This is a genomic window from Enterococcus sp. DIV2402 (assembly GCF_017426705.2).
GTDB classification, from domain to species: Bacteria; Bacillota; Bacilli; order Lactobacillales; family Enterococcaceae; genus Enterococcus_F; species Enterococcus_F lowellii.
In genome coordinates this window covers 1441494-1455033 of the sequence record NZ_CP147251.1, presented here as the reverse complement: position 1 = coordinate 1455033, position 13540 = coordinate 1441494, and the positions used below count along the sequence as shown (strand labels likewise).

14 protein-coding genes are annotated in these 13540 nt (G+C 36.6%); 4 read left to right on the top strand and 10 right to left on the bottom strand.

The window, feature by feature from the left end:
• The first annotated feature begins 56 nt into the window (after window positions 1-56).
• The 4 genes from DOK78_RS07110 to DOK78_RS07095 all read left to right on the top strand — a co-directional run bounded on the left by DOK78_RS07110 (window position 57) and on the right by DOK78_RS07095 (window position 2740).
• Window positions 57-329 carry an acylphosphatase gene (locus DOK78_RS07110; RefSeq protein ID WP_207941019.1) on the top strand — a complete coding sequence of 91 codons (273 nt, stop codon included), beginning with the start codon at window positions 57-59 and terminating at the stop codon, window positions 327-329.
• 108 nt (window positions 330-437) lie between these two features.
• Entirely contained in the window at window positions 438-1373 is a 936-nt protein-coding gene (gene yidC / locus DOK78_RS07105; RefSeq protein WP_207941020.1) for a membrane protein insertase YidC, read from the top strand.
• A 62-nt stretch (window positions 1374-1435) separates the two neighbouring features.
• Window positions 1436-2383, top strand: a complete 948-nt coding sequence (locus DOK78_RS07100; protein ID WP_207941021.1) for an AEC family transporter — start codon at window positions 1436-1438, stop codon at window positions 2381-2383.
• 15 nt (window positions 2384-2398) lie between these two features.
• Window positions 2399-2740 (top strand): YrdB family protein, encoded by a 342-nt coding sequence (locus tag DOK78_RS07095; protein ID WP_207941022.1) that lies wholly within the window; start codon window positions 2399-2401, stop codon window positions 2738-2740.
• Between the two features lie 37 nt (window positions 2741-2777).
• On the opposite strand, the gene glyS is transcribed toward DOK78_RS07095, so the two are convergent.
• From glyS to hisG, 10 genes are all read right to left on the bottom strand, one after another.
• Entirely contained in the window at window positions 2778-4850 is a 2073-nt protein-coding gene (glyS, locus tag DOK78_RS07090) for a glycine--tRNA ligase subunit beta (protein ID WP_207941023.1), read from the bottom strand.
• Between the two features lies 1 nt (window position 4851).
• Window positions 4852-5766 carry a glycine--tRNA ligase subunit alpha gene (gene glyQ, locus DOK78_RS07085; RefSeq protein WP_207941024.1) on the bottom strand — a complete coding sequence of 305 codons (915 nt, stop codon included), beginning with the start codon at window positions 5764-5766 and terminating at the stop codon, window positions 4852-4854.
• Window positions 5767-6236: 470 nt separating this feature from the next.
• Window positions 6237-6881, bottom strand: a complete 645-nt coding sequence (gene hisIE, locus DOK78_RS07080) for a bifunctional phosphoribosyl-AMP cyclohydrolase/phosphoribosyl-ATP diphosphatase HisIE (protein WP_207941025.1) — start codon at window positions 6879-6881, stop codon at window positions 6237-6239.
• Between the two features lie 12 nt (window positions 6882-6893).
• Entirely contained in the window at window positions 6894-7649 is a 756-nt protein-coding gene (gene hisF / locus DOK78_RS07075) for an imidazole glycerol phosphate synthase subunit HisF (RefSeq protein WP_207941026.1), read from the bottom strand.
• A 1-nt stretch (window position 7650) separates the two neighbouring features.
• Window positions 7651-8367: a 1-(5-phosphoribosyl)-5-[(5-phosphoribosylamino)methylideneamino]imidazole-4-carboxamide isomerase gene (gene hisA, locus DOK78_RS07070; RefSeq protein WP_207941027.1), complete on the bottom strand. Its 717-nt coding sequence runs from the start codon at window positions 8365-8367 to the stop codon at window positions 7651-7653.
• The gene (gene hisH / locus DOK78_RS07065; RefSeq protein WP_207941028.1) at window positions 8364-8987 is read right to left on the bottom strand and encodes an imidazole glycerol phosphate synthase subunit HisH; all 624 of its coding nucleotides are present in this window, start codon (window positions 8985-8987) and stop codon (window positions 8364-8366) included. Before hisH ends, hisA begins: the two co-directional genes overlap by 4 nt.
• A gap of 10 nt (window positions 8988-8997) precedes the next feature.
• A complete protein-coding gene (gene hisB, locus DOK78_RS07060) occupies window positions 8998-9591 on the bottom strand; it encodes an imidazoleglycerol-phosphate dehydratase HisB (protein WP_207941029.1) in 594 nt (197 codons plus the stop codon).
• Window positions 9588-10637, bottom strand: coding sequence for a histidinol-phosphate transaminase (hisC, locus tag DOK78_RS07055; protein ID WP_207941030.1), 1050 nt, complete (start codon window positions 10635-10637; stop codon window positions 9588-9590). Before hisC ends, hisB begins: the two co-directional genes overlap by 4 nt.
• A complete protein-coding gene (gene hisD / locus DOK78_RS07050; protein WP_207941468.1) occupies window positions 10634-11914 on the bottom strand; it encodes a histidinol dehydrogenase in 1281 nt (426 codons plus the stop codon). The genes hisC and hisD overlap by 4 nt, the downstream gene beginning before the upstream one ends.
• Window positions 11914-13473, bottom strand: coding sequence for an ATP phosphoribosyltransferase (gene hisG, locus DOK78_RS07045; RefSeq protein WP_207941031.1), 1560 nt, complete (start codon window positions 13471-13473; stop codon window positions 11914-11916). The genes hisD and hisG overlap by 1 nt, the downstream gene beginning before the upstream one ends.
• Window positions 13474-13540 lie beyond the last annotated feature (67 nt).

The window sequence follows — 13540 nt, the reverse complement described above, 5'->3', positions numbered from 1 at the left end:
AAGGCTTGTTCAAATCAATAAAAAGCGCTATCATTAAAGAAAAAGGAGTGACGAACATGAAAAAAATTCGCATGAATGTCCAAGGTCGGGTCCAAGGTGTTGGTTTTCGATTTTCAACTAAAATGCTTGCTGATGAATTAGGAATTTTCGGTAGTGCAATGAATGAAGACAACGGCTCTGTAACCATCGAAGCCATGGGTGACGATGCTGTTATCGATACCTTCATTGAGAAAGTGAAAGCTTCTCCTGCTCCCTACGGACGTGTTAATTTCTACACAATTGAAGAAAATGCAACAATTACCGAACGTGATCGATTTGTCACAAATTAAGACCTTCATACTTCTTTCACATTTAATTTTGGCTTTGTTCATTGAAAAGATGGTTGTTTTTTAGTATAGTTATCATTGTCTAAATTTAATAAGTAGAGGAAGAAGTACATGAGAAAAATGAAAAATTGGCTGGTTGGCTCCGGTCTTTTCGCGCTTTTAATCACATTATCTGGTTGTGTAAGTCGTCTGGAAGATGGGACACCTGATCCAAATGGTCTAATTTATCGTACGTTAGTGCAGCCTTTAGGGAAGTTTCTTTCATATGTTGCTACAGATATGGGCTTAGGTTTTGGTTTAGCAATTATCATTGTAACCATCATTGTTCGTTTGATTATTTTACCATTAGGGATTGGTCAATCGAAAAAAGCGATGGTGCAAAGTGAAAAAATGCAATTTCTAAAACCACAAATTGATGTCGTTCAAAAGAAATTAAAAGCAGCTGCATCACGTGAAGAACAAATGCAAATTCAAGCAGAAATGCAAAGTATTTACAAAGAAAACAATGTGAGTATGCTTGGTGGAATTGGTTGTTTGCCAATGTTAATCCAAATGCCAATCTTTACCGCTTTATACTTTACTGCTCAATTTACACCAGGAATTGATAAAGCTACCTTCTTAGGTATTTCACTGGGTGAGCCTAGTATCGTTTTGGTTATTATTGCTGGTCTTTCTTATGTCTTACAAGGGTACCTATCATTAATTGGTGTTCCTGAAGAACAAAAGAAAACAATGCGTAGTATGTTAATTGTTTCTCCATTAATGATTGTGATGGTTTCATTCGCTGCTCCAGCTGGAGTTACCTTATATTGGGTAGTTGGTGGTATTTTCAGTTGTTTACAAACCTTTATTACTAACGTGATTATGAAACCAAGAATTAAAGCACAAATTGCGGAAGAAATGAGAAAAAACCCACCAAAAACTGTCGTAACACCAATGAAAGATGTGACAGAATCAGTTGAACCTGCAAAAGAAAAAACGCCAACTCCAAAGAAAAACACCAAACAAGGAAATGGTCGTAACGCAGGCAAACAACAACGAAAATAATCAAATTGTTCTTTTTCTTCTCTAGAAAAAGAACAATTTTTTTATAAAAAGGAGGAAATCGGTTGTTACAAGCTTATCTCAATATATTTGTTATTTTTTTATTAATGTTTGTTGGTTATTGGTTATCTTATAAACAATGGTTCACCAATCGTACTGCGGATGTCTTTTCTAAGATTGTTTTGAATTTATCCTTACCTTTCAGTATGTTTTTAAACATTACAGCAAATTTTTCACGTAATGAATTTTTATCATTGTTTTCAGGAATGATTATCCCCTTATTGTCGATGTTAATCACTTTAGGCGTTAGTTTCATCTATCGAAAACTCTTTCGAATTACTAAAACGCGGCAAGGAACTTTCTCTACAATGGTGACTTGTTCCAACACTATTTTTATTGGTTTACCCATTAATTTAGCTATTTTTGGTGAACCTTCTATCCCTTATGTATTGCTTTATTACATTATCAACACCACGATTTTTTGGACGATTGGTATCTATTTAATTGCTACCGATAGCCCACAAATTAAAGAAACACGTGTAACCTTCCACCCTTTAGTTGCTTTGAAAAAAATCTTTTCTCCTGCTCTACTAGGATTTATTATTGGATTAATTTGGATGATTTTAGCACTCAAAGTACCTATTTTAGTGAAAGGTTTTGGCACCTATCTAGCAGATTTAACAACGCCTTTATCGATGTTTGCGATTGGTATTATGGTTTATTTTAATGGGGTAAAAAATCTGAAAATGAATAAAGATATTATTGGCGTGTTGATTGGTCGCTTTATTTTATCGCCAATGATTGTTTGGTTACTTGGGCAATGGATTCACGTGCCATCATTGATGTTACAAGTGTTTATTATTCAATCAGCCATGCCCGTCCAAAATTCCGTACCTATTCTTGCTCGAACCTACCATGCAGACGAGGAATTTGCCGCATCCAGTATGGGCTATTCTGTTTTAATTTATATGCTCTACATTCCTATTTTGTTGAAGCTAATTTATGCAATGTAAAAAAAGGAGGAACCTATGAATGCTATCAAAATAAGCAATCTCATACTGGCTTTTGTATTGGAACTTCTTGCTCTTGTTATTTTAAGTTATTGGGGATTTAGTTTACCCCTGAATCCAAGTATAAATATTTTACTAGGGATTGCTGTGCCAATCATCCTTATACTAGTCTGGGGTAGATGGTGTGCGCCAAAATCTCCCTACCGTCTCGTTGGTATTCATTTGTTTCTACTAAAAAGTTTGATTTTTATCGGTGTTGTTTGGTGTTTAATCCAGTTGCATTTCTTCGCATATGCTTTTGTTTTTGCTTTTTTTGTCATTCTTCATTTAGGAATCAGTAGTTATTTTAAAACATTATAAAAAACTAGGCTGTCGTTAAGCGACAACCTAGTTTTTCTTATTTTGTAATTAATGTGTCTAAACTTGCTAAAGCTAATGACATTTTAGAAATTTTACGTAATTGTAACAGACGGTTATTACGAACTGCTTCATCTTCTACCATAACCATTGTTTGCTCGAAATAAGCTTCAATCAATGGACGTAAGCTAACCAGCGCTTTGTAGTTTTCTTCAACAGTTTGTTCTACAAAATCATTTTCTAAACGAGTAGTTGCTTCATACAGCGCTTTTTCTGCATCATTTTCAAATAGTTCTGGATTAATTTTAGCGGCTTCATCTTCCACTTTTTTCGCTAAATTAATGACTCGTGTTAAAGCTTCCATTGACGGTTTGAAATCCTCATCTTCTAAATGATCTTTTAGCATATCTGCTGTTTCAAACAAACGAGAAAAATCTTCTTGTTCGGCATGAATGACTGCATCGATTACATCATGACGAATATTTTTACCTAAGAAGAATTGACGTAAACGGGCTTGTAAGAAACCTAATACCTCTTTGTCATCATCAGATAATTGAATTCCATATAATTCTTGATTCGCATTAATTTTTTCTTCAATCATTTTTTGCATAACACTAAATGGGAAGCGCCATTGTTTATCTGCAATGATTCGAACAATTCCATATGTTTGACGACGTAGTGCATAAGGATCGTTTGAACCACTTGGACGCATTCCTACTGCAAAGAAGGACAATACACTATCCAATTTATCTGCAATCGCTAAAACAGCACCTACGTTGGATTGTGGGAGTTCTCCTTCACTTGAAATTGGCATATAATGTTCACGAATTGCTTGAGCAACAGCTGGCTTTTCACCTTGTAATAAGGCATATTTTTCACCCATAATTCCTTGTAACTCTGGGAATTCACCAACCATATTCGTCACTAAATCAAATTTATAGATTTCAGTTGCACGTTGTAAGTCAGCCAATTCTTCTGCCGTTAGTCCAACATTTTTACCAAGAATTTGTGCTTCCACACCGACACGTTTCATTTTTTCATAGATAGAACCAATTTTTTCATGGAAAGTAACGTTTTTTAATTTGTTCACACATTGATTGATAGTTAATTTTTGATCTTCTTGATAAAAGAATTCTGCGTCTTCTAAACGGGCAATCAAGACTTTTTCATTTCCCTTGATGACATTCTCAATTTTCACACTATCTCCATTACGTACAGAAATGAAGTGTGGTAATAATTGACCTTCCGCATCACGAACATCAAAATAGCGTTGATGTTCTTTCATAGATGTTACTAACACTTCTTCGGGTACTGCTAAATATTTTTTATCAAAGTTTCCAACAAAAGCAGTTGGATATTCGACTAAATTGTTCACTTCTTCTAATAAATCTGCATCTAATTCAATCGTCCAATTGTTTTTGTCAGCAATTTTTTGAATTTGTGTCGCAATCAAGGCTTCGCGTTCCGCAGAGTCAGCTATTACAAACTGCTCTTTTAGTTTTTCTAAATATTCATCCGCATCGTCAAACGTCACATCTTGCCCTAAGAAACGATGACCACGAGAAGAACGTCCTGTTTTTACATCTAAAATTTCAAAAGGAATCACTTCATCATCCAATAATGCTACGATCCAATGAATTGGGCGAATGTATTCAAAATCATAGCTACTCCAATGCATCGTTACAGGGAAAGTTAAGCTAGTAATCACTTCTTTTAATCCTATTAAAACATCAATTGCCGCTTTTCCTGGGGTATGTTTTGTGACATATACGTATTCTACACCTTTTAATTCTTTAAAAGTAATGTCTTCTGTTGTCAATCCTTGGCCACGAACAAAGCCTTGCGCCGCTTTTGACCAATTACCTTCTGCATCTAACGCAATTTTTTTAGCTGGACCTTTCACTTCTTCTTCCATCTCTTCTTGTTTCTCATCAAGATTAGTTACATGGATTGCCAATCGACGTGGAGTCGAAAAAGCTTGGATTGATTCAAAATTCAAACGATTATCAATTAAAAATTGGCGAGTTTTAGTTTCTAATTGTTTCATGCTTGGCACGACAACATGTGCCGGTACTTCTTCTAAACCAATTTCAAATAATAAATTTTTTGCCATCTTATTTCTCCTCCTGTAATAATTTCTCTGCTTCTGCGCGATCTAATAATGGATAACCTAATTTTTTACGCTCATCTACAAAGATTTTAGCTACTTCACGTGCCATATTACGGATACGTGCCAAATATCCTGCACGTTCTGTTACTGAAACCGCACCTCGCGCATCTAATAAGTTGAAATTATGGCTACATTTTAAAATATAATCATATGCTGGATGCACTAAGTTTTCTGCAATACAGCGTTTTGCTTCTGCTTCAAATTTTGTAAAATTATCTAACAACATCTCTTGATTACTAATTTCAAATGAATATTTGGAATGCTCGTATTCAGGTTGTTTGAAGATTTCACCATATTTAACTCCTGGTGACCATTCTAAATCATAAACACTTTCCACTTCTTGAATATAAGAAGCTAAACGCTCCAAACCATATGTCAATTCGGCAGTTACTGGATGACAGGCAAGTCCACCAACTTGTTGGAAATAAGTAAATTGGGTAATTTCCATTCCGTTTAACCAAACTTCCCAACCTAAACCAGCACATCCCATTGATGGATTTTCCCAGTTATCTTCAACGAAGCGAATGTCGTGCTCTAATGGATTAATTCCTAATTTTTCCAAACTTTCTAAATATAACTCTTGAATATTTTCTGGTGAAGGTTTCATTACCACTTGAAATTGATGATGTTGGTATAAACGGTTTGGGTTTTCTCCATAACGCCCATCAGCTGGACGACGTGAAGGCTCTACATAGGCTGCGTTCCAAGGTTCTGGACCAATCGCGCGCAAGAAAGTGTATGGACTCATCGTTCCGGCACCCTTTTCCGTATCATATGCTTGCATTAACATACAACCATTGTCAGACCAAAATTTTTGTAATGTTAAAATCATTTCTTGAACAGTTAATTTTTGACTCATGATTTTGCTCCTTTTCTTTTTCGATATTTATTTTGGAAGCCGCTGTAGGACTAGGTTCCATCTGTTCAACATCAGCTCTCTGCTTCGCTTTGCTCAGCGAGTCGCTGTGTTTCGGCGCTGGGAAACTACGCTCCCACTGGTCGCCTAGTACTGTTCAACATCAGCTCTCTGCTTCGCTTTGCTCAGCGAATCGCTGTGTTTCACAGCAAAAAGTCCCTATATCTATACTCATGTACAGATATAGGGACGAATAAGTTCGCGGTTCCACCCTACTTCCGATTGCTCGGCAGCTTCGTTGTCTCTGTGCTCACATTGCCTACGGTAAAAAGTTCTTTGTTTGGCTTTCACTCTTCCAAACTCGCTTAAAAAGATTTACTTTTTCCTTTTTATGCTCATCGCACTATTTGAATATAACTATAATAATTCGTTATTCTAGTGTTTGTCAAACGAAAGATGAAAATTTTCGCAAATTACTTCATGGTTTCTTGTTTCACTTTATGGTCAACTACATGACGTTTTGCTAATTCGTCGGCAACTTCTTTAACCGAAATATTCATTTCATTCATCAATACCAACACATGATAGGCTAAATCAGCGACTTCATAAACTGTTTCTTCACGATCTTCTTTCATCGCACCAATCACAACTTCTGTTGATTCTTCACCAATTTTTTTTAAGATTTTTTCTTTACCTTTTTCGAATAAGTAACTAGTGTAGCTACCTTCTTTAGGCGTGTCTTTTCTTTCTTGAATTAACGCATATAGTTGTTCTAATGAAAATTTTTCAGGATGGTTTTCTTCATAAATTGTTTCAAAAAAACAGCTTTCGGCACCAGTATGACAAGCTGGACCATCTTTTTTCACTCGTGCAACCAATGCATCTTTATCACAATCTGCTTTTAACGAAACTAAGTGTTGGTAATTCCCGCTCGTTTCTCCTTTGCGCCATAATTCTTGACGACTGCGTGAATAAAAGGTCATTAGTTTATCTTTTAATGTTAATTCAATGCTTTCTTGATTCATGTACGCAACGGTTAAAACTTCCTTTGTTTCTGCATCTTGTACAACAACAGGAATCAAATTATCTGCGCCAAATTTTAATGTTTGGATATCCATTTTCTTCATCTCCTATAATCGTACTGCAATGTGTTCTTGAGCTAACTTTGCTTTCAAATCAGGGATTTTAACTTCCCCATAATGAAAGATGGAAGCGGCTAGTCCGGCTTCAATATTGGGTAGTTGGAATAATTCAATAAAGTCTTCTGCTTTACCGGCGCCACCAGAAGCGACAATCGGTACGGAAGAAAATTCGGTAATCGCTTGTAATAGAGGCAAATCAAAACCTTCTTTTACCCCATCTGTATCCATACTATTGATGACTAATTCGCCAGCACCTAATGCTTCACCTTGACGAATCCATTCTAACGCATCGATTCCTGTGTCTTCACGACCGCCTTTTGCAAACACATGCCATGCATCTCCTACACGTCGAATGTCAACAGATAAAACGACACATTGGCTACCATAACGCTTGGCACCTTCTGCAATCAATTGCGGATTACGAATAGCCCCAGAGTTTACACTTACTTTGTCAGCTCCACAATTTAAAACGCGCTCAAAATCTTTTAATTCATTAATCCCCCCACCAACAGTTAAAGGAATAAATACTTCTGATGCAACAGCTTGAAGTATATCTGTAAATAAGCCTCGCCCTTCTGCTGAAGCAGTAATATCATAAAAGACTAATTCGTCTGCTCCTTGTTCGTTGTAAAATTTGGCTAACGTCACTGGATCATTAACATCTTTTAAACCAGCAAAATTAACTCCTTTTACTACACGTCCATCACGTACATCTAAGCAAGGAATAATTCGTTTTGAAATCATATTATTCCTCCGCTTCTTTCAAGACGTCTTCTAATTTTAAATCTCCCTTATATAAGGCTTTACCTACAATCGCACTTGGAATACCAAGCTCTTTTAAAGATGTAATGTCATTTAAGGTTGCGACACCACCAGAAGCGACAAATTCAACACCTTCAATTTGTAATAACTGTTGATATAACGGAATATTAATGCCTTGTCCAGTTCCATCCCGTGAGATTTCAGTGAAGATAATCGTTTTTGTTCCCCATGATGCCAATTCTTTACAAAAATCAAACGCATCTGTTTCTGTAGTCTCTAACCAACCTTCAACAGCAACTTTGCCATCGCGAGCATCTACGCCAACAGCAATCTTATCGCCATATTTTTGAATGAGTTCTTTAGCTAATGTTGGATTTTTTTGTGGTAAAGTGCCAATAATTACACGATGAACACCCGCTGCTAAACAACGTTCAATCGTTGCTTCATCACGAATACCACCACCGACTTCCACAAATAAATTGGTATTTTTCACAATATTTTCTGCTGTTTTAAAATAACGCAAAGCGCCGTCTTTTGCTCCATCTAAATCGACTAGGTGCAAATATTTCGCTCCTTTTTCTTCAAAAGACTTGGCAAAAGCAACCGGATCCTCGCCAAAAACTTCTTGTTGGTCATAATCCCCTTGATACAAACGCACGACTTTTTCGTTTAATAAATCAATCGCTGGAAAAATTTTCATTCTTTCACCTCCGAAAATGCTTTAAGCATTTGTAATCCAACTGTTCCACTTTTTTCTGGATGAAATTGTGCGCCATAGACATTGCCTTTTTGTACCAATCCCGGAACTTCGATACCATATTCACTCGTCGCAACTAGACTATCGTCACAATTTGTTGCATAAAAACTGTGAACATAATAGACTTGTTCACCGACACTAAAGTTTTTAAGTAACACACTCTCTTTTTTAACAAGCAATTCATTCCAGCCAATGTGAGGTACTTTTAAGGTCAGATTTTTATCTTGTAACATTTCTTTTAAAGAAACAATTTCGCCTGAAAGCAGTCCTAATCCTCGATGCTCACCAAATTCCGTACTTTTTTCAAATAAAAGTTGCATCCCTAAACAAATTCCCATTAACGGTTTGCCGTCTTTCACTAGTTGTTTAATGGGTTCTTCTAATTGATGCTCACGTAATTTTTGAATGGCATCACCAAAGGCCCCTACGCCTGGTAAAATAATTTGGTCAGCAGCTTTTAATTGTTCAAGATCATTGGTAATGGTACTTTCAATACCTAAATATTCTAATGAACGCGACAAGCTAAACAAATTGCCTACACCATAATCAATAATTGCAATCATATCCTGCCTCCTAAATAATTGTGCCTTTCGTTGATGGAATTTCATCTGGAGCCACTTCATCAATACTTGTTGCTTGGCCCAAAGCACGACCAAAACCTTTGAAACAGGCTTCAACAATGTGATGACTGTTCTTACCAGCAAATTGATGGAAATGAATAGCTGCACCTAATTCACGAGCAAAGGCAATGAAAAATTCTTCCACTAATTCCGTATCAAATTGCGTGCCGATTTTTTCACTTGGAATATCTAAATTAACAACTGCGATTCCACGACCACTAATATCAATGGCTGTCATCACCAAACTTTCATCCATCGGTAACAAGAAACTTCCATAACGCTTAATTCCGCGACGCTCCCCTAAAGCATCTGAAAAAGCACGACCCAATGCAATCGCAACATCTTCAGTGGTGTGATGTGCATCAACATGAACGTCACCATCACAAACAAGTTCAATATCAAAACGTCCATGACGACAAAATAGTTCTAACATATGGTCTAGAAAACCTACGCCTGTTTGAAATTTTTGTTGTCCAGTACCATCGATGGTTAAAGTAAGTTCAATTTTTGTTTCTGTGGTATTTCTAGTAACTGAAGCTGTTCTCATATGTCCACTCCTTCGATTTCTTTGATTGCTTGAATCAAAGTTGCCATTTCTTCTGGCGTTCCAATTGAAATTCGTAAATAATTGGCAATCCGTGGATTATTAAACCAACGAACCAAAATATTTTTTTCTTTTAATTGTTTAAAAATTGTCTCGCCAGCAACGGTTGGATGTTGACAAAAAACAAAATTAGTCTGACTATTCGTGGTTTCAAAACCTAATTTTTGTAATTCTTGTTGCGTCCAATTACGTGTAGCAATAATTTTTTGGGTACATTCATCTACATAGTCCTGTGCTTGTAAAGAAGCTTCGCCACAAGCTAACGTCATTGCATTCACACTGTAGGGATTATGACTAAATTTTAATTTATTTAAGTCTTCAATCAATTGCTTCGAACCCACCGCGTACCCTAAGCGAGCGCCTGCTAGATGGCGTGATTTCGAAAAAGTACCTACGACTAAAATATTTGGATGCGCTTCAAGATAAGGAACTAATGATGCTTCACTAAAATCACTATAGGCTTCATCAACAATAATTAAACGTTGGGGATTATTTTTAGCAAATGTACAAATAACTTCTGGGGCTATCATTAGGCCAGTCGGCGCATTAGGATTGGCAATAATGACTGTTGCTTCTCCCGTGTATTCTGCTAAATCAATGGATAAATCCTCTTTTAATGAAATGATTTCCGTCTTTAAATGGAATAAATCACTATAGACTTCATAAAAACCATACGTAATATCTGGGAATTGCACGCCTTTTTCCATAAATCCCTGAAAAAGAAAGAACAATACTTCATCACTACCATTCCCCAAAAAGATGTTTTCTGGTGCCACGTTAAAGTGTTTCGCCAATGGTTGAATCACTTGTAGACATGTCGGATCGGAATAGCGGCTTAATGTTTTAGCTGCTTCTTTGGCCGCTTCAATCACATTTTGTGGCGGATCATAGGGGTTTTCATTGGTATTTAATTTAATAACTTTTGTCCGTGTCTGTTCACCGGGTACATACGGTACCAGATGTTGAAATTGACTATCTAAAAAACTCATTGATTGCTCTCCTTTCGCACTGCCATTGAACGGGCATGCCCGTCTAACCCTTCCATTTCGGCAAAAGCAATGACTTGCTCAGCAGAGGCTTGTAACGCTTCTTTTGAATAATATAAATAACTACTTTTCTTGATAAAATCATCGACAGAAAGCGGCGAATAAAAACGTGCTGTGCCTTCTGTTGGTAAAGTATGATTAGGTCCAGCAAAATAATCTCCTAATACTTCTGGTGTATGATGGCCTAAAAAGACACTGCCTGCGTGTTTGACTTTTCCTAATAAAGCAAATGGTTCAGCGACACACAACTCTAAATGCTCTGGTGCAATCCGATTCGCTAAGATCAGTGCTTCATCTAAAGACTGTGCAACAATAATTTTACCGTTGTTTTTAATGGAAGCTTGCGCAATCTCTTTACGTGGTAAAACAGCTAATTGCTGGCGTAATTCTTCTTGAACTGCTTTTGCAATTTCCTCACTAGTTGTTACTAAAACAGCTTGTGCCAAAGTATCATGTTCCGCTTGTGCCAATAAATCTGCTGCTAACCATTTGGGGTTCGCCGTTTCATCAGCAACAATTAAAATATCACTCGGTCCAGCAATCATATCAATATCGACTAAACCATAAACCATACGTTTGGCAGTCGCCACATAAATATTTCCTGGACCAACAATTTTATCTACACTGGGAATTGTTTCTGTACCATAAGCTAATGCAGCCACACCTTGTGCACCACCAACTTTATAAATAGCATCCACCCCGGCAACTTTAGCCGCTGCTAAAATAGCTGGCGGAATTTTTCCTGCTTTATTTGGTGGCGTAATCATAACAATCTTTCCGACACCAGCAATTTTAGCTGGTAAAACATCCATTAAGACAGTACTTGGGTAAGCAGCTGTTCCTCCTGGTACGTAGACCCCTACTGTATCTAAAGGTAAAACACGTTGCCCCATCACAATTCCTTGCTCATTCGTTGAAATGAAACCGCGTTGCACTTGTTTTTCATGGAAATTTGTAATGTTTTGCTTGGCTTGTTCTAAAATAGTTAGAAATTCAGAAGTGATTTCTGCTAATCCTTCTGTAAATTCGCTGTCGCTAACTTTAAATTCAGTTAATTCAACTTGATCGAATTTTTTTGTATATTCTTTTAATGCTACGTCGCCACGCTCTTTTATGTCGTTTAAGACTTGGGCTACGACTTTAGAAACATCTTGACTTTCGCCAGCTTTTCGTTGAACTAATTGTTCGATGGTTTCTTCTTTTGTTGTACGAATGTTTATCATAGTTGTTCTTTCACCTTCTCTAACAAAGTCTGAATCGTTTCTTCTTTAAAACGCCAAGTTGAATGATTAACAACCAATCGCGCAGAAGAGGGGGCGATATCTTGAATCACCGTCAAATCATTTTCACGTAAAGTAGTGCCCGTTTCGACAATATCAACAATTACATCTGATAAATTCAACAATGGTGCTAGTTCAATCGAACCATGTAATTGAATTAATTCGACGGATTGTCCCAAACGACTGAAATATTTACGGGTAGTATTGGCATATTTAGTCGCTACACGCAACGTACGTGTGTTATCTTGTTTGAAATCTTTATGTGCAGCAACTGCCATTTTACATTTCCCCATACCTAAATCTAATAGCTCTAAAACATTCGGTTCTGTTTCGTCTAAGACATCTTTACCAATAACACCGATGTCTGCCACGCCATGTTCCACATAAATGGCAACATCACTTGGTTTAACTAGGAAAAACTTCAACTTCTTCTTTTCATCGACAAAAATCAATTTGCGGTTATCTTCAAAAATATTGGCGCTTGCTAAATTAGCATTGACTAATAATTGGTACACAGAATTCGCCATACGCCCTTTTGGCAACGCAAAGCATAAATAGTCGTCTGTCTCTTCAGGAACTTCCACAGAGCGTCCTAGATTGTTTAAATACATTCCAAAACCGATACCGCCTTGTGCTTTATCTTGTTTTTGTAATAAATAATCATAGCGACCACCAAATAATACGGCTTGATTGACTTTTTTTACAAACCCTTGAAACAGTAACCCACTATAATAATCGGCATCATTTACAATTGAGAAGTCTAAACGAATTTTCACATTTTTCGGAAGACGGCCTTCTTTTTCTAACAAGTCATATAATTGTTTTAGTTCTTCAATTGCAGAAATAGCCACTGGATTGGTAAAAATAGCTGATGCTTTAGCATACGTTTGCTTAAAATCACCACATAATGTGATAAGTTCTTCCAAAAGAATCAGTTTCTCTTCAGGAACTCCTGTTTTTTCTCCTAAACTACGAATAACATGGGGACTTTTTTGTTGCAGTGCTTTAATCACTTCATCATGTTTTTCAACAGGAAATAAGCCACAAATCGCTTTAAGTACACCGATATGAGAGACATCTAACACACCACCACCTGCAACTGAAAGGCTTTCTAAAGCTAAATGCAATACTTCTAATTCTTCTTGCTGACCAATCTCACCAATAAATTCCAGACCAGTTTGATGGATACGTAAATATTCGCCATTTTGACGATCGTGACGATACACATCCTCATAATAATAAATTTTTCTCGTTTCTCCAGGAGGTGTGTTTTTGACAATTGACAACGTGATGTCGGGTTTCAATGCCATAATGCGACCATCGCCACCAGTGAACGTAATTACTTCAGCTTCATTCAAAAACTTTTTATTTTGGCTATATAATTCATATTCTTCAAAGCTGCTAAGATGGTAAAGTTGAAAACCATGAAATTGATACAATCCTCTAAGTTGTAATGCTATTTGTTCTTCGGGTCTTAATACTGAAAACAGATTTTCCAAAATCCCACTCCTAACAATTAAAATTCAATAAAAATGTATTAAGAGTATCATAAAGATAAATTAAGCA